A 21,538-nucleotide genomic window follows, 5' to 3' on the forward strand; every position below is an offset into this window, starting at 1 on the left:
CACCTAATGACGCCCCAAGGTCCTTCCCGGCATGCTGGCAATCTTTCTCACCACCCTGACCATCACCGCGCCAGTGTTCGCCATGCTGTTTCTCGGTGTGCTGCTCAAGCGCATCAACTGGATCAACGACAACTTTATCCATACCGCCTCGTCCCTGGTGTTCAACGTCACCATGCCGGCGCTGCTGTTCCTGGGCATCCTGCATGCCGACCTGCATGCGGCGCTCAAGCCGGGTTTGCTGATTTATTTTGCCGTGGCCACGCTGGTGAGCTTTGCCATGGCGTGGGGCTGGGCGATTTTCCGCTGCAAGCGCGAAGACCGGGGCATCTACACCCAGGGCGCGTTTCGCGGCAATAACGGGGTGATCGGGCTGGCGCTGGCCGCCAGCATGTACGGCGACTACGGTATTTCCCTCGGTGCGATTCTTGCGGCGTTGGTGATCCTGTTCTACAACACCCTCTCAACCATTGTGCTGGCGGTGTACAGCCCGGTGATCAAGTCCGACCCGTGGAGTATTTTCAAGAGTGTGGTGGCCAACCCGCTGATCATCAGCGTGATCGTGGCCGCGCCGTTTGCGTACTTCCAGATCGGCCTGCCCGGCTGGCTGGAAAAGTCCCTGGGGTATCTGGCGGACACCACGCTGCCCCTGGCACTGATCTGCATCGGCGGCACCTTGTCCCTGGCGGCGCTGCGCAAGAGCGGCAACATGGCCTTGAGCGCGAGCCTGATGAAGATGGTCTGGTTGCCGGTGATAGCCACACTGGGCGCGTGGCTGCTGGGGTTCCGTGGGCCGGAGTTGGGGATTCTGTTTCTGTACTTCGGCGCGCCGACGGCGGCGGCGAGTTTCGTGATGGCCAGGGCGGCCGAGGGTAATCATGAGCTGGCGGCGGCGATTATCGTGATCACCACCTTGATGGCGGCGATAACCACGAACATCGGCATCTTTGTGCTGCAGGCGGGCGGCTGGATCTGACCGCTACTGCTGGTCTGCCTGATACGCCTCAATCACCTCCTGCGCCGCACGAAACGCATCGATTGCCGCCGGTACGCCGGCATACACCGCGCAATGCAGCAGCGCTTCGCGGATCTCTTCAACCGTACAGCCGTTGTTCAACGCGCCGCGCACATGGCCCTTGAGCTCCTGCGGGCATTTGAGCGCGGTCAGGGCGGCGAGGGTGATCAGGCTGCGCGTCTTGAGCGGCAAGCCCTCGCGATTCCACACACTGCCCCAGGCGTGTTCATTGACGAAGTCCTGCAGCGGCTGGCTGAACTCGGTGGCATTGGCCAGGGCACGGTCGACGAATGCATCGCCCATCACCTGGCGACGCATTTCAACCCCTGGTTTTTTCTGACCGGTCATTGCGATTCCCTCTTGTGTTGACGGTGCCAGGCGCGCAGCGACGTGAACAACAGCACCACCACCAGCGCCGGCAAGACGTAAAACAGCATCAATTGTTCAAGTTGGGTGGCCAGCGGCATGCCGGTAGTAAATGCCATCACATGCAGCCCATAGGCAAGGTACAGCCCCAGCAACACCAGCCCTTCGGCGCGGGTGACGCGGTAGCCGGTATAGAACACCGGCAGGCACAGGGTGATGGCGCCGAGCATGACCGGCAGGTCGAAGTCCAGGACGTTGGGCGAGACCGACAGCGGCGACGGTGCCACCAGCGCGGTAAAACCCAGCACGCCCAGCAGGTTGAACAGGTTGCTGCCGATCACATTGCCCACGGCAATCTCACGCTCGCCACGCAAGGCGGCGATCAGCGACGTGGCCAGGCAAGGCAGCGAGGTGCCGACGCCGATCAACGTCAGGCCGATAATGCGCTCCGACAAGCCCAGGTCGCTCGCCACCGCGACGGCCGCACCCAGCAGCAAGTGCCCGGCCAGCACCAGCACCAGCAACCCGCCAAGCATCAACAGCACGCTGCTCAGCCAGGGCGCCCGGGTCACGGTAGCCAGCGTTCGCGGACGCCGCGAGTGACGCGTCTGGTAGTGCAGCACGCCGAGGTAGGCCACCAGCGCAACCAGCAGCACCAGGCCGTCAAACGGCGTCAGGGCCTCATTGGCGGCGAGGATGAACACCAACAGGCCGGCGACGATCATCACCGGGATATCCAGGCGCACCAGTTGTCGTGATACCCGTAACGGAATGATCAACGCAGACAAACCCAGGGTGACGAGGATATTGAAGATGCTGCTGCCGATCACACTGCCCACGGCGATATCGGTGTTGCCGGCCAGGGTGGCTTGCAGGCTGACGGCCATCTGTGGCGCGCTGCTGCCGAAGGCGACGATGCTCAGGCCGATGATCAGGGGCCGCACCTTGAGGCTGGCCGCCAGGCGCACCGCAGCGCGCACCAGGATTTCAGCACCGACGATCAGCAGCAGCAAGCCGCTGACCAGTTCGAGCAGGCTCCAGGGCGAAAGGGCATTCAATCCGAAAATACTCAAGGCGGCCTCGATCAGTTGTTCAGGGCTTGCACGCGCACCCGTGCGGTGCCGCTTCCCAGCATACGCAGTTGCTCGGCGGCCTTGCGTGAAAGGTCGATCAGGCGCCCGCGGCCATGCGGACCGCGATCATTGATACGGACCACCACAGAGCGGTTGTTGGCGAGATTGGTTACCTTGACCTGAGTGCCGAAGGGCAGGCGCCGATGGGCGGCGGTCATGGCGTTCTGGTTGAAGGCTTCACCGCTGGCAGTGCGTTTGCCATGGTGCTTGGCGCCGTAGTAGGAGGCGGTGCCGGTTTCGTCATAGCCATTGGGGTCGATGAGGCCGCTGGCGCAACCGGTCAGCAGGGAAGACAGGGCCAGCAGGCCGAGTAGACGCTTCATTTTTTTGGATATTCCCCTGACAAATGTGGGAGGGGGCTTGCCCCCGATAGCGGTGCAGCAGTCAATACATGTGCCGACTGACACACCCTCATCGGGGGCAAGCCCCCTCCCACATGGGTCCGAGTCGAGCATGACATCCCACTCGGACCGTTCTGCGCTATCAGCCTTCGAGCTTGCTTTTGAGCAGCTCGTTGACTTGTTGCGGGTTGGCCTTGCCCTTGGACGCTTTCATCGCCTGGCCGACAAAGAAGCCGAACATCTTGCCGCGCTTGGCTTCGTCCGCCGCACGGTATTGTTCGACCTGCTCGGCGTTCGCCGCGAGCATTTCATCGAGCACCGCCGAAATCGCGCCGCTGTCGGTGACTTGCTTGAGGCCACGCTTGTCGATGATGTCATCGGCGCTGCCTTCACCGGCGGCCATCGCTTCGAACACAGTTTTGGCGATTTTGCCGGAGATGGTGTTGTCCTTGATGCGCAGCAGCATGCCGCCCAGTTGCTCGGCGCTGACCGGTGCTTCGTCGATTTCCAGGCCCTGTTTGTTCAACAGGCTGCCCAGTTCGACCATGACCCAGTTGGCCGCCAGCTTGGCGTCGCCGGCGATGCTCACGACCTTCTCGAAGTAGTTGGCCTGTTCACGGCTGGAGGCCAGGACGCTGGCATCGTAGACCGACAGGCCGAACTGCGCCTGGAAGCGTTCGCGTTTTTGCTGCGGCAACTCCGGCAGGGTGGCGCGGATATCGTTGAGGAACGAATCTTCCAGCACCACCGGCAACAGGTCCGGGTCGGGGAAGTAACGGTAGTCGTTGGCTTCCTCCTTGCTGCGCATGGCGCGGGTTTCGTCTTTGTTCGGATCGTACAGGCGCGTTTGCTGGATGACCTTGCCGCCGTCCTCGATCAGCTCGATCTGGCGACGTACTTCGCTGTTGATCGCCTTCTCGATGAAGCGGAACGAGTTGACGTTCTTGATCTCGCAGCGGGTGCCGTATTCGGTCTGCCCCTTGGGGCGGATCGACACGTTGCAGTCGCAGCGCAGCGAACCTTCGGCCATATTGCCGTCGCAGATGCCCAGGTAGCGCACCAGCGCGTGGATGGTCTTGACGTAGGCCACGGCTTCCTTGGCGCTGCGCATGTCCGGCTCGGAGACGATTTCCAGCAACGGCGTGCCGGCACGGTTCAGGTCGATACCGGTGGCGCCGGGGAATTCTTCATGCAGGCTCTTGCCGGCGTCTTCTTCAAGGTGCGCACGGGTGACGCCGACACGCTTGATGGTGCCGTCTTCCAGGGGGATGTCCAGGTGGCCCTTGCCGACGATCGGCAGCTCCATCTGGCTGATCTGGTAGCCCTTGGGCAGGTCCGGGTAGAAGTAGTTCTTGCGCGCGAACACGTTGTGCTGACCGATCTGGGCGTCAATCGCCAGGCCGAACATCACCGCCATGCGCACCGCTTCCTGGTTCAGCACCGGCAGCACGCCGGGCATGCCCAGGTCCACCAGGCTCGCCTGGGTGTTGGGCTCGGAGCCGAACGTGGTGGCGCTGCCGGAGAAAATCTTCGATTGGGTGGCGAGCTGGGTATGAATCTCCAGCCCGATCACAACTTCCCATTGCATAGTGTTCTCCTCAGAAGCCGGTAGGGGTGCGGGTGTGCCAGTCGGTGTGCAACTGGTACTGGTGCGCCACATTGAGCAGGCGGCCTTCCTGGAAATACGGGGCGAGCAATTGCACGCCGACCGGCAGGCCATCGACGAAACCGGCGGGCATGGACAAGCCCGGCAGGCCCGCGAGGTTGGCGGTGATGGTGTAGAGGTCTTCCAGATACTCGGCGATCGGGTCGCCGGTCTTGGCGCCGATCTTCCACGCCGGGTTCGGCGTGGTCGGGCCGAGGATCACGTCGACTTCTTCAAAGGCCGCCATGAAGTCATTCTTGATCAGGCGACGGATCTTCTGCGCCTTGAGGTAGTACGCGTCGTAGTAGCCGGCGGACAGGGCATAGGCACCGACCATGATCCGGCGCTGGACTTCACTGCCGAAGCCTTCGCCACGGGAGCGTTTGTACAGATCGGTCAGGTCCTTGGGGTTTTCGCAGCGATAGCCGAAGCGCACACCGTCGAAACGCGACAGGTTGGAGGACGCTTCCGCTGGTGCGATCACGTAGTAGGCAGGAATCGCGTGCTGGTTGTTCGGCAGGCTGATTTCCTTGATCACCGCGCCGAGCTTTTCCAGTTCCTTGATGCTGTTGTGCACCAGATCGGCGATACGCGGGTCGAGGCCGGCGCTGAAATACTCTTTTGGCACACCGATGCGCAGGCCCTTGATCGAGGTGTTCAGGCTGGCGCTGTAGTCCGGCACGGGTTCATCGATGCTGGTGGAGTCCTGTTCATCGAAGCCTGCCATGCCTTGTAACAATATCGCGCAGTCTTCGGCGGTGCGTGCCAATGGGCCGCCCTGATCCAGGCTGGAAGCGTAGGCGATCATGCCCCAGCGGGAAACGCGACCGTAGGTCGGCTTCAGGCCGGTGAGGTTGGTGAACGCGGCTGGCTGGCGGATCGAACCGCCGGTGTCGGTCGCCGTAGCGGCCGGCAGGAAGCGTGCGGCCACGGCCGCAGCCGAGCCACCGGAGGAACCACCGGGTACGTGATCCAGGTTCCACGGGTTTTTCACTGCGCCGTAGTAGCTCGACTCGTTGGCCGACCCCATGGCGAATTCGTCCATGTTGGTCTTGCCGAGGGTCACGGCCCCGGCGGCGGCCAGTTTGGCGACCACGGTAGCGTCGTAGGGCGCCTTGAAGTTGTCGAGCATCTTCGAGCCGCAGCTGGTGCGAATACCCTGGGTGCAGAACAGGTCCTTGTGGGCGATCGGGGCGCCCAGCAGTGCGCCGTCTTCACCGTTGGCCCGCCGCTCGTCGGCGGCCTTGGCCTGGCTCAGGGCCAGCTCCTCGGTGAGGCTGATGAAGCTGTTGACCTTGGGGTCCAGCTCGGCGATGCGCGCCAGCAGGGTCTTGGTCAGCTCTTCGGAAGAAAACGTTTTGTCGGCGAGACCGCGGGCGATCTCGGCCAGAGTCATGTGATGCATGAAAGGCTCTTTCCCTTTAGTCGATGACTTTCGGAACCAGGTACAGGCCGTTTTCGACCGCTGGCGCGATGGACTGGTAGGCCTCGCGGTTATTGCGCTCGGTCACGACGTCGGCGCGCAGGCGCTGACTGGCTTCCAGCGGGTGAGCCAGGGGCTCGATGCCGTCGGTATTGACGGCCTGCATTTGGTCAACCAGCCCGAGAATGCTGTTCAGGGCTGCGGTGGTCTGTGGAAGATCGGCGTCATTGAGGCCAAGCGAGGCCAGATGCGCGATTTTTTCCACGTCGGAGCGTTCAAGCGCCATGGGATTCTCCAGTGGAAAACAGAACGGAAGGCGTCCGTGTGTTAGATTGTCGGAACACTACCGCATTTCTACGGTCATATGGCCGCGATTGTGGGGGTTGGTGCACAGAAAGTCGGCCAATTTAGCACATTGGCGCCTTGCCCAAAATCCCTGTCGTTGTTAGAGTTTGCCGCACTTTTTTACCCACGCGTTGCCTAGGGTCCTTTCCCCATGTTCAAGAAACTGCGTGGCATGTTTTCCAGCGATCTTTCCATTGACCTGGGCACTGCCAACACCCTTATTTACGTGCGCGAGCGCGGTATCGTTCTGAATGAGCCATCGGTTGTGGCCATTCGGACCCATGGTAATCAGAAAAGTGTCGTTGCCGTTGGCACCGAGGCCAAGCGCATGCTCGGCCGTACACCAGGCAATATTGCTGCCATTCGTCCGATGAAAGACGGCGTTATCGCCGACTTCAGCGTCTGCGAGAAGATGCTGCAGTACTTCATCAACAAGGTTCACGAAAACAGTTTCCTGCAGCCCAGCCCTCGTGTGCTGATCTGCGTTCCGTGCAAATCCACCCAGGTGGAGCGTCGTGCCATCCGTGAATCGGCCCTTGGCGCCGGTGCCCGCGAAGTATTCCTGATCGAAGAGCCGATGGCCGCCGCAATCGGCGCCGGCCTGCCGGTTGAAGAAGCCCGCGGTTCGATGGTGGTGGATATCGGTGGCGGTACCACCGAGATCGCCCTGATTTCCCTGAACGGTGTGGTGTATGCCGAATCCGTACGCGTTGGCGGCGACCGCTTCGACGAAGCGATCATCACCTATGTGCGTCGTAACTACGGCAGCCTGATCGGCGAATCCACCGCCGAGCGCATCAAGCAGGAAATCGGTACCGCCTACCCGGGCGGCGAAGTTCGCGAAGTCGATGTTCGCGGTCGCAACCTGGCCGAAGGTGTGCCACGTGCCTTCACCCTGAACTCCAATGAAGTGCTGGAGGCGCTGCAAGAATCCCTGGCCACCATCGTCCAGGCAGTGAAGAGCGCCCTGGAGCAGTCGCCGCCGGAGCTGGCTTCCGACATCGCCGAGCGTGGCCTGGTGCTGACCGGTGGTGGCGCCTTGCTGCGTGACCTCGACAAATTGCTGGCCCAGGAAACCGGCCTGCCGGTGATCGTCGCCGAAGACCCGCTGACCTGCGTTGCCCGTGGCGGTGGTCGTGCACTGGAAATGATGGATAAACACACCATGGACCTGCTCTCCAGCGAATAAGATCGCCTGGACGGTTCATGCTGGGTCGGCAGGCAGCACTTTGCAGTGCTGCCTGTTGGCGTTTATCTTCTTCAATCTGCATCCAGGCCGGTTTGATGCCGTATGAATAAAGAGAACATTTGCCTGGGAGGAGCGGCCTATTAAACCGCTCTTTGCCAAAGGCCCCTCATTGGGCGTGCGCTTGTTGGTGCTGACCGTGCTTTCGGTCGCGCTGATGGTGGTCGATGCGCGCTTTTCGCTGCTCAAGCCTGTGCGTAGCCAGATGTCGCTGGTATTGATGCAGACTTACTGGATCACCGACCTGCCGCAACGTCTCTACCAGGGCGTGGCCAGCCAATTCGGCAGCCGCACCGAGCTGGTCGCCGAGAACGAAAAACTCAAGACCGAAAACCTGCTGTTGCAGGGCCGCATGCAAAAGCTCGCAGCCCTTACCGAGCAGAACGTTCGGCTGCGCGAGTTGCTCAACTCTTCTGCATTGGTCAACGAAAAGGTCGAAGTGGCCGAATTGATCGGCATGGACCCCAATCCCTTCACCCATCGCATCATCATCAACAAGGGCGAGCGTGACGGCGTGGTGCTCGGCCAGCCGGTGCTCGATGCCCGTGGCCTGATGGGCCAGGTGGTCGAGTTGATGCCCTACACTTCGCGCGTTCTGCTGCTGACGGACACCACCCACAGCATCCCCGTGCAGGTCAATCGCAACGGTTTGCGCGCCATTGCCAGCGGCACCGGTAATCCGGAGCGCCTTGAGTTGCGGCACGTAGCCGATACCGCTGATATCAAGGAGGGCGACCTGCTGGTCAGCTCCGGCCTCGGCCAGCGCTTCCCGGCCGGCTACCCGGTGGCCACGGTCAAGGAGGTCATCCATGATTCCGGCCAGCCGTTTGCCATTGTGCGTGCCGTCCCGACTGCCGCGTTGAACCGCAGCCGCTACCTGCTGCTGGTGTTCAGCGACAACCGCACGCCGGAAGAGCGCGCCAATGACGCGGCGCAGGCTCAGGAGGCGGAAGACAAGCAGAACGGCACCGCCCCCGTGATTCCTGCCACCGTGCCGAAACCGGCGTTCGTGGGACCGCCCGCGCCTGCGGCCGTACCCGCTACCGCAGCGCCTGTCGCCACGCCGGCCAAGCCCGCTGCACACAACGCCCGCCCGGCGAAACCGGCGGCGACCACCACGCCTGCCGCGAGGCCCGCGACCACAACGCGGCAGAGGGAGGAATAATGGCCAGCACTCAATCGCGCAATGGCTGGATTGTCTGGCTGACCTTTGCCATCGGCTTGCTGCTCAGCGTGTCACCGCTGCCGCAATTCATGGAAATCCTGCGCCCGCTGTGGCTGGCCCTGCTGTTGGCGTTCTGGTCGTTGAACCTGCCGCACAAAGTCGGCATGGTCACGGCGATGTGCCTGGGCTTGGCGGAGGATGTGCTCTATGGCACCTTGCTGGGCCAGAATGCACTGATCCTGACCCTGATTACGTTCCTGGTGCTGTCGTTGCAGCAGCGCTTGCGCATGTTCCCGATGTGGCAGCAGTGCCTGGTGATCCTGGTGATCTTCGGCCTGGCGCAGCTTGTTCAACTCTGGCTCAGTGCCTTGACCGGCAATCGCCAGCCCACCCTGGCACTGGTGTTGCCGGCGCTGGTCAGCGCATTGCTGTGGCCCTGGGTCAGTTTCGGCCTGCGTGGGTTACGTCGTCGCTATAAAATCAATTGATGGATTGCGAGGCTCTGCCTGGTTATCGAACCCTACAGGGAGAGTCTGCAATGAATACGCTTTATCTGGCCTCGGGCTCCCCGCGCCGACGTGAGTTGTTGACCCAGATCGGTGTGCCTTTCACCGTGGTCAGCGCCGCCATCGATGAAACGCCTCTAACCCACGAAACTCCCGTGGCCTATGTCGAGCGCCTGGCGCGAAGCAAGGCCGCGGCGGGTTTGGCTGCGCTTGAGCAAACCGCAGGCATCTGTGTATTGGGTGCCGATACGGCGGTTGTCGTGAATGGCAAAATTCTTGGCAAACCAGTGGACCAGGCCGATGCTCTGGCGATGTTGATGGCCCTGGCGGGACGTGAGCATGAAGTCCTCACGGCCATTGCATTGGTAGACGGCCAGCGCTGCGAAACCCGTTGTGTCAGCAGCCTTGTTGCGTTTCGCGATATTTCCGTTCAAGAGGCTACGACCTACTGGCACAGCGGCGAACCCCGCGACAAGGCCGGCGGCTATGCTATCCAGGGGCTTGGCTCGGTGTTCGTGACCGGCCTCAATGGCAGCTATTCCGCCGTGGTCGGCCTGCCGGTGTGCGAAACCGCGCAACTGCTGGGCCAATTCGGCATACCCTGTTGGCAAAACCTTACCGCGCGCTGAGCACCTTTACTTTCGCGCCAAGCCATAAGCGATCGGTCACTATTGTGAAAACGCCTGAACGAGACCCAGCCATGAGTGAAGAGATTCTGATCAATATCACGCCGATGGAATCGCGCGTGGCGGTGGTAGAGAACGGTGTTCTGCAAGAAGTGCATGTGGAGCGTACCCAGAAGCGCGGGATCGTCGGCAACATCTATAAAGGCAAGGTAGTGCGCGTATTGCCGGGCATGCAGGCAGCCTTCGTCGACATCGGCCTGGACCGCGCCGCGTTTATCCATGCTTCGGAAATCTCCCTGCGCGAAGGCCCAGCGGTGGAAAGCATCAGCGCCCTGGTGCACGAAGGGCAGAGCCTGGTGGTGCAGGTCACCAAGGACCCCATCGGTTCCAAGGGCGCTCGGCTCACGACTCAACTGTCGATTCCTTCGCGGTACCTGGTGTACATGCCGCGTACGGCCCATGTGGGCATTTCCCTCAGGATCGAAGATGAAGCCGAGCGCGAGCGCCTGAAAAAGGTAGTCAGCGACTGCGTGGCCGCCGAGGGCATCAAGGAGGCCGGTGGTTTTATCCTGCGCACCGCTGCCGAAGGGGCGGGTGCCGATGAAATTCTGATGGACATCCGTTACCTGCGACGCCTGTGGGATCAGATCGATGCACAGATCAAGACCATCGGCGCGCCAAGCGTCATTTATGAAGACCTTGGCCTGGCGTTGCGTACCTTGCGCGATCTGGTCAGCCCAAAGATTGAAAAAATCCGCATCGACTCGCGGGAAACCTTCCAGCGCACCACGCAATTCGTTGCAGAGCTGATGCCGGAAATTGCCGACCGCCTGGAGCACTATCCGGGCGAGCGGCCGATCTTCGACCTGTACGGCGTCGAAGACGAAATCCAAAAAGCGCTGGAGCGCAAGGTTCCGCTCAAATCCGGTGGCTACCTGGTGGTGGACCCGGCGGAAGCCATGACCACCATCGACGTCAACACCGGCGCGTTCGTGGGCCACCGCAACCTCGAAGAAACCATCTTCAAGACCAACCTCGAAGCGGCTACCGCGATTGCGCGTCAACTGCGCCTGCGCAATCTGGGCGGCATCATCATCATCGACTTCATCGACATGGAGGATGGCGAGCACCAACGCCAGGTCCTGCGCACCCTAGAAAAGCAGCTGGAGCGCGACCACGCCAAAACCAACATCATTGGCATCACCGAGCTGGGCCTGGTGCAGATGACCCGCAAACGCACCCGCGAAAGCCTTGAGCAGGTGCTGTGCGAGCCCTGCAGCAGTTGCCAGGGCCGCGGTAAATTGAAGACCCCGGAAACGGTTTGCTACGAGATTTTCCGCGAAATCCTACGGGAGGCACGCGCCTACCAGGCTGAAGGTTATAGAGTGCTCGCCAACCAGAAAGTGGTGGATCGCCTGCTGGATGAAGAGTCGGGTAACGTCGCAGAACTGGAGGGCTTTATCGGACGCACCATTCGTTTTCAGGTTGAAACCATGTACTCCCAGGAACAATACGACGTGGTGCTGCTCTGATCCCCGTTCGTTTTCTCTTTTCGAGACCGACAGGCGCTGATCTGTGGTCCGACTACTGCCTTGAGGGTCGCCTGACATGGAGCGTCTGATACGCTTTTTTGCCGCTTTGACCCGTTGGGGGCTGGGCCTGTGTGCATTGGTGCTGGTAGTGGCGGCGGTGTACGTGAGCCTGGGCCGTGAATTGACCCCGCTGGTGGCCGAATACCGCGCTGAAGTCGAAGCCAAGGCCCAGGCAGCGGTGCAGATGCCGCTGCATATCGGTAGCCTCGAGGGCCGCTGGAGTGGGTTTGCGCCAATATTGCTGGCCCGCGATGTGATGGTCGGCGAGGGCAGCAGCGCGTTGCGCCTGGATCAGGTTGAAGTAGTACCCGACCTCTTGGCCAGCCTGATGGCCCGTGAAGTGCGCATCGCTCACCTGCAGGTCAGCGGCTTGCAGTTGAGCGTCAAGGAGGACAAGGATGGCCGCTGGGAGCTGCAAGGCTTGCCGATACAGGACGACCAGCCCCTGGACCCTGAGCAACTGCTCACCCGCATGCAAATGGTCAAGCGCGTATCGGTGCTGGACAGCCAGGTGACGCTGCAACCCTTCGACCGCGCGCCGGTGACCGTGACCTATGTAGGCCTGAACCTGCACACCGGTAAGACCCGGCAGCGTCTGGACGCACGCCTGACATTGCCCGACGGCCAACCGCTGGCCTTGAGCCTGCGCAGCCGCATGCGCGCCAACCAGTGGAAAGATGCCGAGTTTGAGGCCTACTTGAGCCTTCCTCAAAGCGACTGGGCCAAGTGGATTCCGTCCCGGTTGACCCGGCAATGGAAGCTCACCCAGCTCAAGGCTGGCGGTGAGTTCTGGCTCAACTGGGCCAACGGCACCGTACAAAGCGCCGTGGCGCGCCTCAATTCGCCGCAAGTAAAGGGCAGCTACGCCGAGCGTAAGCCGGTCCATATCGAGAATCTGGCGCTCACCGCTTATGTGCAACGCAGCGACAGCGGCCTCAAGGTGCTGTTCGATTCGCTGGCGATGAATATCGGCGAAACCCGCTGGGAATCGCGCATACAACTGCAGCAGAGCCTGGCGACCGATAAAGATCAGGAAGTCTGGAAGCTTCAGGCCGACCGGCTCGACCTGACCCCCATCACACCCTTGCTCAATGCCCTGGCGCCGCTGCCGGAAGGTTTCGCCAAGACCGTCGAGCATCTGAACGCCACCGGTCTGTTGCGCAATGTGCTCGTGGACTTTCGTCCAGAGGACAGCACCGATCAAAAAGTCAGTTTCGCCGCCAACCTTGAGCGTGTCGGTTTTGACGCCTACTTCGGCGCGCCGGCCGCGCGCAATGTGTCCGGCAGCATCAGCGGCGATCTGGGCCATGGCGAGTTGCGCATGGACAGCAAGGACTTTTCCCTGCACCTGTCCCCGATCTTCGCCAAGCCGTGGCAGTACATCCAGGCCAATGCGCGCCTGACCTGGACGCTGGACAAACAGGGCTTCACGCTCATTGCACCGTATATCAAGGTGCTGGGGGAGGAAGGCAAGGTCGCTGCGGACTTCCTGATTCGCCTGCATTTCGACCATAGCCAGGAGGACTATATGGACCTGCGGGTCGGTATGGTCGACGGCGATGGTCGTTTCACGCCCAAGTATCTGCCGGCAGTGTTGAGCCCGGCGCTGGATGAGTGGTTGCGCACGGCGATCCTCAAAGGCGCGGTAGACGAAGGTTTCTTCCAGTACCAGGGCTCGCTGAGTCACAACGCGCTGCCGGCTTCACGCAATATCAGCCTGTTTTTCAAGGTGCATGATGCCGAGCTGGCCTTCCAGCCGGGCTGGCCCCATGTGAGCAAGGTCAATGGTGAGGTGTTCGTCGAGGAGAGCGGCGTGCGCATCCTGGCCAGCAAGGGGCAGTTGCTCGATACCCAGGTCAAGGACGTCTACGTCAATATCCCCCACGCACCGGCTGGCCAGGACAGCCATCTGCTGCTCACCGGTGGATTCTCCGGTGGTTTGGGCGACGGTCTGAAAATCCTCCAGGAAGCGCCGATCGGCACCGCCTCCACCTTTGCAGGCTGGAAGGGCGAGGGCAACCTGCAAGGCAGCCTGGACCTGGACGTGCCTCTGGCCAAGGGCACCGAACCCAAGATCGTGGTCGACTTCAAGACCGACAAGGCGCGCCTGCAACTGGCGGAGCCCACCCTGGACCTGACCCAGCTCAAGGGCGACTTCCGTTTCGACAGCGCCAAGGGCTTGAGCGGCCAGAGTATTTCGGCCCAGGCGTTCGACCGCCCGATCACCGCGCAGATTTTTGCCGAAGGCAAGCCCGGCGCCATCAGTACCCGCGTCACCGCCAAGGGGCAGGTTACGGTCAAGCGGCTCACGGACTGGTTGAAAATCAGCCAGCCGCTGCCGGTGTCCGGCGATATCCCTTATCAATTGCAAGTCATCCTGGACGGTGCGGACAGTCAACTGATGGTCGACTCCAATCTCAAGGGCGTTGCGGTGGACCTGCCGGCGCCGTTCGGCATGCCGGCGAGCCAGGGCCGTGACAGTACGTTCCGCATGACCCTGCAGGGCGCTGAGCGGCGTTACTGGTTTGATTACGGTGAGCTGGCCAATTTCACCTTTGCGGCGCCGTCGGATAATTTCAATGATGGACGCGGCGAATTGTTCCTCGGCAATGGCGATGCGGTATTACCCGGCGCCAAGGGGCTGCGCGTTCGCGGGGTGCTCTCAGAACTGGACATCGACCCGTGGAAAAAACTCGCGAACCGTTACGCGGGTAACGATCCGGGCGGCAGTGCCAAGCAACTGCTCAGTGGCGCGGATTTCAAGGTGGGCAGGCTGACCGGTTTCGGTACCCGGTTCGACCAGGTCAAACTGCAGCTGGATCGCAAGCCCGTGGCCTGGGGCCTGCAGTTCGACAGCCAGCAAGCCAAAGGCACGGTGAATCTGCCGGATGCCAAGGGCGCTCCCATTGCCGTCAACCTGCAGTACGTGAAGCTGCCCGCCGTAGACCCTGCCGTGCAGGCTGACGAGAACGCGCCGGACCCGCTGGCCGATATCGATCCCAAGGATATTCCCGCATTGGATATCGCCATTGACCAGCTTTTCCAGGGGCCGGACCTGGTAGGCGCGTGGTCGCTGAAAATCCGCCCGACCGCCAAGGGCCTCGCCTTCAACAACCTGAACCTGGGCCTCAAAGGCATGCAGCTCAACGGCGCCGGTGGTTGGGAAGGTGCTCCGGGGGCCAGCAGCAGTTGGTATAAAGGGCGACTGGACGGCAAGAACATTGCCGATGTGCTCAAAGGCTGGGGCTTTGCGCCCACGGTGACCAGCGAGGACTTTCATCTGGACGTGGATGGTCGCTGGCCGGGCTCGCCCGCCTGGGTCGGGCCCAAGCGGTTCTCCGGTAGCCTGGACGCAGCGTTCCGTAGAGGCCAGTTCGTGGAAGTGGAGGGTGGCGCCCAGGCGCTGCGGGTGTTCGGCCTGCTTAACTTCAATTCCATTGGCCGCCGTTTGCGCCTGGACTTCTCCGACTTGCTCGGCAAGGGCTTGAGCTATGACCGGGTCAAGGGTTTGCTGGCGGCCAGTGACGGTGTGTTCGTGACCCGTGAGCCCATCACCATGACCGGGCCGTCCACCAACCTGGAACTCAATGGCACCCTGGACCTGGTGGCGGATCGCGTCGATGCCAAGTTGCTGGTGACCCTGCCGGTCACCAACAACCTGCCCATTGCGGCGTTGATCGTCGGCGCGCCGGCCATCGGCGGTGCGTTGTTCCTGATCGACAAGTTGATCGGCGACCGGGTATCGCGCTTCGCCAGTGTGCAGTACACCGTGCAAGGCCCATGGAAAGACCCGAAAATCACCTTCGACAAGCCATTTGAAAAGCCAAACTGAGAGGACGTGGAGTAGCATGGCCGCATGCCCTTTACGGAGTGTCGGCCCATGTCCTTTGCGGTAATTCAAATGGTCAGCCAGCGTGATGTGGCGGCTAACCTGGCCCAGGCACGCCGCTTGCTGGAACGCGCGGCGGCGGATGGCGCCAGGCTCGCGGTACTGCCGGAGAACTTTGCCGCCATGGGCCGCCGTGACATGGCCGATATCGGTCGCGCCGAGGCAATGGGTGAAGGTCCGATCCTGCCCTGGTTGAAACAGACCGCCCGCGACCTCACCTTATGGATAGTGGCGGGCACAATCCCGCTGCCACCCAGGGATCAGCCGGACGCCAAGCCCAACGCCTGCTCGCTGCTGATCGAAGATCGCGGTGACATCGTCGCTCGTTACGACAAGCTGCACTTGTTCGACGTGGATGTAGCGGACGCCCGAGGTCGCTATCGCGAATCCGACGACTATGCTTTCGGAAGCAATGTGGTCGTGGCGGATACGCCTGTGGGGCGCTTGGGGCTGACGGTGTGTTACGACTTGCGCTTCCCCGAGTTGTACAGCGAGTTGCGAGCGGCGGGGGCTGAGTTGATCAGTGCGCCCTCGGCGTTTACGGCGGTGACCGGGGCTGCGCATTGGGATGTGCTGATTCGTGCACGGGCCATCGAAACCCAGTGCTACCTGCTGGCGGCCGCTCAGGGCGGTGTGCACCCGGGGCCACGGGAAACCCATGGGCACGCGGCGATTATCGACCCCTGGGGGCGCGTGCTGGCCCGGCAGGATCAAGGCGAAGCGGTGCTGGTGGCCGAACGCGACAGCAGTGAACAGGCGTCGATACGGGCGCGCATGCCGGTGGTCAACCATCGGCGCTTTTTCTCGCAGGGCGCACAGCGACCTGCTTCAGAACGATGAATTTAAGGCCAAACCTATGAGCGAGTTGTTGTCCTCAGTCAGTGAACATCTCCTGGCACCCGGTGGCGTGACCATCGAAAATCTGCAAACCGTGCTGGGCGATCTGGCCGGACCGGGAATCGACGCGGCCGACCTGTATTTCCAGGGGCAGATTTCCGAGTCCTGGGCACTGGAAGACGGCATCGTCAAGGAAGGCAGTTTCAACCTTGACCAAGGTGTGGGCGTGCGCGCGCAATCGGGCGAAAAAACCGGTTTTGCCTACAGCAACGCCATTACCCTGGAGGCCCTGGGCCTGGCGGCGCGTGCGGCGCGCTCGATCTCCCGCGCGGGGCAAAACGGCACGGTGCAGGCGTTCAGCACCCAGGACGTGGCGCAGTTGTATGCGCCGGATAATCCGCTGGAAGTGATCAGCCGCGCGGAGAAGGTCGAGCTGCTCAAGCGTGTTGACGCGGCTACGCGTGCCCTGGACCCGCGTATCCAGCAGGTCACCGTAAGCATGGCCGGCGTGTGGGAGCGCATCCTTGTCGCGTCCACCGACGGCGGGCTGGCGGCGGATGTGCGGCCACTGGTGCGTTTCAACGTGAGTGTGATCGTCGAACAGAATGGTCGCCGCGAGCGCGGTGGCCATGGCGGCGGCGGGCGCACCGACTACCGTTATTTCCTCGCCGAGGACCGCGCCATGGGCTACGCCCGTGAAGCGCTGCGCCAGGCGCTGGTCAACCTGGAAGCGATTCCTGCGCCGGCCGGTACCTTGCCGGTGGTGCTGGGCTCGGGTTGGTCCGGTGTGTTGTTGCACGAAGCCGTGGGCCATGGGCTGGAAGGCGACTTCAACCGCAAGGGCAGTTCCGCCTACAGCGGGCGCATGGGCGAGATGGTCGCATCCAAGCTGTGCACCATTGTCGATGACGGCACCCTGGCCGGTCGCCGGGGTTCGTTGAGTGTGGATGACGAGGGCACGCCGACGGAGTGCACCACCCTGATCGAAAACGGCGTGCTCAAGGGCTATATGCAGGACAAGCTCAACGCCCGGCTGATGGGCGTGGCGCGCACCGGCAACGGTCGCCGCGAATCCTATGCCCACCTGCCGATGCCACGCATGACCAACACTTACATGCTCGGTGGTGAAAGCGATCCGGCAGAAATCATTGCCTCGGTGAAGCGCGGCATCTACTGCGCCAACCTCGGTGGCGGGCAGGTGGATATCACCAGCGGCAAGTTTGTGTTCTCCACCAGCGAGGCGTACCTGATCGAAGACGGCAAGATTACCGCACCGGTCAAGGGCGCGACATTGATCGGCAATGGGCCGGAGGCCATGAGCAAGGTGTCGATGGTCGGTAACGATCTGTCGCTGGACAGCGGCGTGGGTACGTGCGGGAAGGATGGGCAGTCGGTGCCGGTGGGCGTGGGCCAGCCAACCTTGAAAATCGATGCGATCACCGTGGGTGGCACGGGGTCGTAAGTCGTGGAGCTTCGGGTGGCGAAGGCCGCCACCCGGGGAAGAGGATCAGCGCAGGCCGCGTTGAGTCTCGTCCAGCTCACGGATGTATTTGAAGATTTTACGGCTGGTGGCCGGCGCCTTGTTATGCGCCTGCTCATGCTGGGCCTGACGGATCAGGGAACGCAATTGCTGGCGGTCCGCTTCCGGATAGTCCAGCACGAATTTCTCCAGCACGGCGTCATCGCCCGAGATCAGGCGGTCACGCCAGCGCTCCAGGTTATGGAAACGTTCGTTGTACTGGCGAGTGGAGGCATCGGTTTGATCGAGCAAGGCCAGGATGGCGTCAGTGTCCTGATCGCGCATCAGCTTGCCGATAAACATGATGTGCCGTTTGCGCGCGATATTCGCGGTGTGCTTAGGCGCATCGGCCAAGGCCCGGCGCATTTCGTCGGTCAGTGGCAGTTTGGCAATCAAGTCTTTCTTGAGCGTTGTAAGGCGCTCGCCAAGGTCAACCAGAGCATGCAGCTCGCGTTTGACCTGGGTTTTGCTTTTCTCCCCATCGAGGGAGTCGTCGTAAGAATCAACCATGGTGGCAGTCCGCAAAGAAACGCCGCCATGATAACCAGTCGGGGGCCGCTTGTCCGGCCCGGTCGCTCGATGGCCTTAACCGAGAGCAGAATTTGAGTGGAGAAAACCATGAGTGCAGCCCAAAGCGTCGGTCCGCAAGCGTTACCGGCACTGCAGGAACAAGTCGAGCAGATCCTTGCCGAGGCCAAGCGCCAGGGGGCCAGCGCCTGTGAAGTAGCGGTGTCGCTGGAGCAGGGGCTGTCGACGTCGGTGCGTCAGCAGGAAGTGGAAACCGTCGAATTCAACCGCGACCAGGGGTTCGGCATTACCTTGTACGTGGGCCAGCGCAAGGGCTCGGCCAGTACGTCGGCCAGTGGCCCGGAGGCGATTCGCGAGACCGTCGCCGCTGCTTTGGCAATCGCCAAGCACACTTCCGAGGATGAAAGCTCGGGCTTGGCCGACAAAGCTTTGATGGCCAAGGACTTGCAGGATTTCGATCTGTTCCACGCCTGGGACATCACGCCCGAGCAAGCCATCGAGCAGGCGCTGACCTGCGAAGCGGCAGCGTTCGACGCCGATGCTCGCATCAAGAACGCCGACGGCACCACGCTGAGCACCCATCAGGGTTGCCGTGTGTACGGCAACAGCCATGGTTTTATCGGGGGCTATGCGTCCACCCGTCACAGCCTGAGCTGCGTGATGATCGCTGAAGCCAATGGCCAGATGCAGCGGGATTACTGGTACGACGTGAATCGTCAGGGTGAGTTGCTGGCAGACCCGGTAAGCATTGGCCAGCGCGCTGCGCAGCGTGCTGCCAGTCGTCTGGGCGCGCGCCCGGTTCCCACGTGCGAGGTGCCGGTGCTGTTTTCCGCCGAATTGGCCGGTGGCTTGTTCGGCAGTTTTCTCGGAGCGATTTCCGGCGGCAACCTGTATCGTAAATCTTCATTCCTGGAAGGCGCGATCGGCCAGAAGCTGTTCCCTGAATGGCTGACCATCGATGAGCGTCCGCACCTGATGCGCGCCATGGGCAGCGCCTCGTTCGATGGCGATGGCCTGGCCACCTACGCCAAGCCGTTCGTCGAGAAAGGCGAGTTGGTGTCTTATGTATTGGGCACCTACGCGGGCCGCAAGCTTGGCCTGCCGAGCACCGCCAACTCCGGCGGCGTCCATAACCTGTTTGTGACCCATGGCGATGAAGACCAGGCGGCGCTGTTGCGTCGCATGGGCCGCGGCCTGCTGGTGACCGAATTGATGGGCCACGGCCTGAACATGGTGACGGGTGACTATTCCCGTGGCGCGGCGGGATTCTGGGTGGAAAACGGCGAAATTCAGTTCGCCGTCCAGGAAGTGACGATCGCCGGCAACATGCGCGATATGTTCAAGCAGATCGTTGCCGTGGGTAACGATCTGGAGCTGCGCAGTAATATCCGCACCGGCTCCGTGTTGATTGAACGGATGACTGTCGCCGGCAGCTGACCTGCGACGCTTCACCAAAAAGGCGCGCCATCGTGAGGATGGCGCGCCTTTTTTGTGGTGATAAAAGACAGGATCGATCTGCTGTTCTTGTTTTGATTCTCAATATCATTTAATAATGAATATCATTACTGGATGAGTGTGGATCATGAGTTCTGTCTTGCATGAGGACCCGTACCTGGAAAGTTGGCGATGGATGAGTCGTCAGATTCGCTGCGGGCTCGACCCCAATGAACCTCGCCTGATCGAACATTACCTCAATGAAGGGCGTTACCTGGCGTGTTGTACCTCGACCCATCCGTGGACGATCGCCGAAACCTCATTTCGCCTGCTCATCGACACCGCCAACGATATCGCGCTGCCCTGGCATTGGCGCTCCCTGTGTCTGGACCAGGCCTGGCGCCCACTGCGTGACCTGGAAAAACTCTCCCACTGCGCCTGCCGGCTCAAGCGCTGGCAAGCCTTCGCCTGGCAATTGGCGACCTGCCAATTGCTGCCATCCCTCTCTTTCTCCGATGTGGTGCAAGGATCCAACGATGAGTAACACACGTATCGAACGCGACAGCATGGGCGAACTGCGAGTCCCCGCCGAGGCCCTGTACGGCGCGCAAACCCAGCGCGCGGTGAACAACTTTCCGATCAGCCACCAGCGCATGCCGGCGCAATTCGTTCGCGCGCTCATCCTGGCCAAAGCCGCCGCAGCCAGGGCCAACGTCGACCTCAAGCAAATCAGCGAAGGGCAGGGCAAGGCCATTGTCGATGCCGCCCAGGGTCTGTTGGAAGGCGACTACATGCAGCACTTCCCGGTGGATATTTTCCAGACCGGCTCCGGCACCAGTTCCAACATGAACGCCAACGAAGTGATTGCAACCCTGGCCAGTCGCTTGCTGGGCGAGGTGGTAAACCCCAACGACCACGTCAATTGTGGGCAAAGCAGCAATGACATCATTCCGACGACTATCCATGTCAGCGCCGCGCTGGTGCTGCACGAGCACACATTGCCGGCCTTGCTGCACCTGGTGCAGGTGATCGAGCAAAAAGCCGAAGCGGTCCACCCGTTTATCAAGACCGGTCGTACCCACTTGATGGACGCCATGCCGGTGCGTATGAGCCAGGTGCTCAATGGTTGGGCGCAGCAACTCAAGGCCAATATCGGTCACTTGCAGGACCTGTTGCCGGCGCTGCAGGCGCTGGCCCAGGGTGGCACGGCCGTGGGCACCGGCATCAACGCCCACCCTGAGTTTGCCGCACGCTTCAGCGGACACCTGAGCCACCTGACCCAGGTGAAGTTCACGCCGGGCAAGAACCTGTTTGCGTTGATTGGCTCCCAGGACACCGCTGTAGCCGTCTCCGGCCAGTTGAAAGCCACTGCGGTGTCGCTGATGAAGATCGCCAATGACCTGCGCTGGATGAACTCCGGTCCGCTGGCAGGCCTGGGCGAAATCGAGCTGGAAGGTTTGCAACCGGGCTCTTCGATCATGCCGGGCAAGGTCAATCCGGTAATCCCCGAGGCCGCGGCCATGGTGGCTGCGCAAGTCATCGGCAACGATACGGTGATTACCGTGGCCGGCCAATCGGGCAACTTCGAACTGAACGTGATGCTGCCGATCATCGCCCAGAACCTGCTCAGCAGCCTGGAGCTGCTGGCCAACGCCAGCCGGCTGCTGGCGGACAAGGCCATCGCCAGCTTCAAGGTCAACGAAGCGAAGCTCAAGGAAGCATTGTCGCGCAATCCGATTCTGGTCACCGCCCTCAACCCGATCATTGGTTACCAAAAGGCCGCCGAAATCGCCAAGCAGGCTTATCAGCAGGGCCGTCCGGTGATCGATGTCGCCCTCGAACACACCGACTTGCCGCGCAGCCAACTGGAAGTCCTGCTGGACCCGGAAAAGCTCACGGCTGGCGGCGTGTGATCATCGACCCCGCTTTGG

General features: G+C 61.7%; 19 protein-coding genes. 12 read left to right on the top strand and 7 right to left on the bottom strand.

Annotation, left to right across the window (positions count from 1 at the left end; all coding sequences use genetic code 11):
- Positions 1 to 31 precede the first annotated feature (31 nt).
- Positions 32 to 973, top strand: a complete 942-nt coding sequence (locus BOP93_RS04255) for an AEC family transporter (RefSeq protein ID WP_104501662.1) — start codon at positions 32 to 34, stop codon at positions 971 to 973.
- 3 nt (positions 974 to 976) lie between these two features.
- Here BOP93_RS04255 and BOP93_RS04260 read toward each other — a convergent pair whose 3' ends face one another.
- The 6 genes from BOP93_RS04260 to gatC form a co-directional block, all read right to left on the bottom strand.
- The gene (locus tag BOP93_RS04260) at positions 977 to 1,360 is read right to left on the bottom strand and encodes a carboxymuconolactone decarboxylase family protein (RefSeq protein ID WP_104501663.1); all 384 of its coding nucleotides are present in this window, start codon (positions 1,358 to 1,360) and stop codon (positions 977 to 979) included.
- On the bottom strand, positions 1,357 to 2,436 hold the full coding sequence (locus BOP93_RS04265) for a calcium/sodium antiporter (RefSeq protein ID WP_104501664.1): 1,080 nt from the start codon (positions 2,434 to 2,436) through the stop codon (positions 1,357 to 1,359). The genes BOP93_RS04260 and BOP93_RS04265 overlap by 4 nt, the downstream gene beginning before the upstream one ends.
- A 26-nt stretch (positions 2,437 to 2,462) precedes the next feature.
- Positions 2,463 to 2,834 (bottom strand): septal ring lytic transglycosylase RlpA family protein, encoded by a 372-nt coding sequence (locus BOP93_RS04270; RefSeq protein ID WP_065893621.1) that lies wholly within the window; start codon positions 2,832 to 2,834, stop codon positions 2,463 to 2,465.
- 160 nt (positions 2,835 to 2,994) lie between these two features.
- Positions 2,995 to 4,440, bottom strand: a complete 1,446-nt coding sequence (gene gatB / locus BOP93_RS04275) for an Asp-tRNA(Asn)/Glu-tRNA(Gln) amidotransferase subunit GatB (RefSeq protein ID WP_104501665.1) — start codon at positions 4,438 to 4,440, stop codon at positions 2,995 to 2,997.
- Positions 4,441 to 4,450: 10 nt separating this feature from the next.
- Complete coding sequence (gene gatA, locus BOP93_RS04280; protein WP_104501666.1) at positions 4,451 to 5,902, bottom strand: Asp-tRNA(Asn)/Glu-tRNA(Gln) amidotransferase subunit GatA; 1,452 nt, start codon at positions 5,900 to 5,902, stop codon at positions 4,451 to 4,453.
- A 16-nt stretch (positions 5,903 to 5,918) separates the two neighbouring features.
- Positions 5,919 to 6,206, bottom strand: a complete 288-nt coding sequence (gatC, locus tag BOP93_RS04285; protein ID WP_003188556.1) for an Asp-tRNA(Asn)/Glu-tRNA(Gln) amidotransferase subunit GatC — start codon at positions 6,204 to 6,206, stop codon at positions 5,919 to 5,921.
- A 210-nt stretch (positions 6,207 to 6,416) separates the two neighbouring features.
- On the opposite strand from gatC, the gene mreB reads away from it, so the two are divergent.
- The 8 genes from mreB (at position 6,417) to tldD (ending at position 17,588) form a co-directional block, all read left to right on the top strand.
- On the top strand, positions 6,417 to 7,454 hold the full coding sequence (mreB, locus tag BOP93_RS04290) for a rod shape-determining protein MreB (protein ID WP_002555108.1): 1,038 nt from the start codon (positions 6,417 to 6,419) through the stop codon (positions 7,452 to 7,454).
- A gap of 139 nt (positions 7,455 to 7,593) precedes the next feature.
- Positions 7,594 to 8,676 carry a rod shape-determining protein MreC gene (mreC, locus tag BOP93_RS04295; RefSeq protein WP_104501667.1) on the top strand — a complete coding sequence of 361 codons (1,083 nt, stop codon included), beginning with the start codon at positions 7,594 to 7,596 and terminating at the stop codon, positions 8,674 to 8,676.
- Positions 8,676 to 9,164, top strand: coding sequence for a rod shape-determining protein MreD (gene mreD / locus BOP93_RS04300; RefSeq protein WP_065885772.1), 489 nt, complete (start codon positions 8,676 to 8,678; stop codon positions 9,162 to 9,164). The genes mreC and mreD overlap by 1 nt, the downstream gene beginning before the upstream one ends.
- 50 nt (positions 9,165 to 9,214) lie before the next feature.
- Positions 9,215 to 9,811, top strand: a complete 597-nt coding sequence (locus BOP93_RS04305) for a Maf family protein (RefSeq protein ID WP_104501668.1) — start codon at positions 9,215 to 9,217, stop codon at positions 9,809 to 9,811.
- Positions 9,812 to 9,882: 71 nt separating this feature from the next.
- Positions 9,883 to 11,340 carry a ribonuclease G gene (gene rng, locus BOP93_RS04310; RefSeq protein WP_104501669.1) on the top strand — a complete coding sequence of 486 codons (1,458 nt, stop codon included), beginning with the start codon at positions 9,883 to 9,885 and terminating at the stop codon, positions 11,338 to 11,340.
- Between the two features lie 76 nt (positions 11,341 to 11,416).
- Positions 11,417 to 15,232: a YhdP family protein gene (locus tag BOP93_RS04315; protein WP_104501670.1), complete on the top strand. Its 3,816-nt coding sequence runs from the start codon at positions 11,417 to 11,419 to the stop codon at positions 15,230 to 15,232.
- 48 nt (positions 15,233 to 15,280) lie between these two features.
- Positions 15,281 to 16,129, top strand: a complete 849-nt coding sequence (locus BOP93_RS04320; RefSeq protein ID WP_104501671.1) for a carbon-nitrogen hydrolase family protein — start codon at positions 15,281 to 15,283, stop codon at positions 16,127 to 16,129.
- Between the two features lie 16 nt (positions 16,130 to 16,145).
- On the top strand, positions 16,146 to 17,588 hold the full coding sequence (gene tldD / locus BOP93_RS04325; RefSeq protein WP_065892647.1) for a metalloprotease TldD: 1,443 nt from the start codon (positions 16,146 to 16,148) through the stop codon (positions 17,586 to 17,588).
- Positions 17,589 to 17,633: 45 nt separating this feature from the next.
- Here tldD and yjgA read toward each other — a convergent pair whose 3' ends face one another.
- A complete protein-coding gene (gene yjgA, locus BOP93_RS04330; protein ID WP_065885777.1) occupies positions 17,634 to 18,155 on the bottom strand; it encodes a ribosome biogenesis factor YjgA in 522 nt (173 codons plus the stop codon).
- A 108-nt stretch (positions 18,156 to 18,263) separates the two neighbouring features.
- Between yjgA and pmbA the strand changes: the two genes are divergently transcribed.
- The 3 genes from pmbA (at position 18,264) to BOP93_RS04345 (ending at position 21,520) form a co-directional block, all read left to right on the top strand.
- Positions 18,264 to 19,610 (top strand): metalloprotease PmbA, encoded by a 1,347-nt coding sequence (gene pmbA, locus BOP93_RS04335; protein ID WP_104501672.1) that lies wholly within the window; start codon positions 18,264 to 18,266, stop codon positions 19,608 to 19,610.
- A gap of 145 nt (positions 19,611 to 19,755) precedes the next feature.
- A complete protein-coding gene (locus tag BOP93_RS04340) occupies positions 19,756 to 20,151 on the top strand; it encodes a FagA protein (RefSeq protein ID WP_104501673.1) in 396 nt (131 codons plus the stop codon).
- On the top strand, positions 20,144 to 21,520 hold the full coding sequence (locus BOP93_RS04345) for a class II fumarate hydratase (RefSeq protein WP_104501674.1): 1,377 nt from the start codon (positions 20,144 to 20,146) through the stop codon (positions 21,518 to 21,520). Before BOP93_RS04340 ends, BOP93_RS04345 begins: the two co-directional genes overlap by 8 nt.
- Positions 21,521 to 21,538: the final 18 nt, after the last annotated feature.

The organism is Pseudomonas orientalis, assembly GCF_002934065.1.
GTDB classification, from domain to species: domain Bacteria; phylum Pseudomonadota; class Gammaproteobacteria; order Pseudomonadales; family Pseudomonadaceae; genus Aquipseudomonas; species Aquipseudomonas orientalis_A.